The organism is Exiguobacterium sp. RIT341, from assembly GCF_000632205.1.
Lineage (GTDB): Bacteria > Bacillota > Bacilli > Exiguobacteriales > Exiguobacteriaceae > Exiguobacterium_A.
The window spans coordinates 1-536 of record NZ_JFYW01000006.1; the positions used below are offsets into that span (position 1 = coordinate 1).

The following is a 536-nucleotide window of genomic DNA, read 5'->3' on the forward strand; positions in this document are numbered from 1 at the left end:
GGTGTAGCTCAGCTGGTAGAGCAACTGACTTGTAATCAGTAGGTCGCGGGTTCGACTCCTGTTGCCGGCACCATTTTCATCTTCAATGATCACCAGAATTCAATTATGAATGAAGGTTCTACCTTTTATATCCCTGCCGGGGTGGCGGAACTGGTAGACGCACAGGACTTAAAATCCTGCGGGGGTTTCCCCGTGCCGGTTCGATTCCGGCCCTCGGTACCATTTTCATTTTGATGTTTGCTGTTTGATCCTTATATTCCGCACCCTTAGCTCAGCTGGATAGAGTACTTGACTACGAATCAAGGGGTCGGGAGTTCGAATCTCTCAGGGTGCATTTTCGGGAAGTAGCTCAGCTTGGTAGAGCACTTGGTTTGGGACCAAGGGGTCGCAGGTTCGAATCCTGTCTTCCCGACCATCTTCAATTTCATCCCTTTAATGGGGCCTTAGCTCAGCTGGGAGAGCGCCTGCCTTGCACGCAGGAGGTCAGCGGTTCGATCCCGCTAGGCTCCACCATTTTTATGACGAACTTTGAAAAC

At 50.9% G+C, this 536-nt stretch carries 4 tRNA genes; all 4 read left to right on the forward strand.

What is annotated here, in order from left to right:
• Positions 1 to 135 precede the first annotated feature (135 nt).
• Positions 136 to 222 (forward strand) — tRNA-Leu (locus BW42_RS08985).
• A 38-nt stretch (positions 223 to 260) separates the two neighbouring features.
• Positions 261 to 334: transfer RNA gene (locus BW42_RS08990), tRNA-Arg, on the forward strand.
• A 4-nt stretch (positions 335 to 338) separates the two neighbouring features.
• Positions 339 to 415 (forward strand) — tRNA-Pro (locus tag BW42_RS08995).
• Between the two features lie 22 nt (positions 416 to 437).
• Positions 438 to 513: transfer RNA gene (locus tag BW42_RS09000), tRNA-Ala, on the forward strand.
• The last annotated feature ends 23 nt before the right edge of the window (positions 514 to 536 follow it).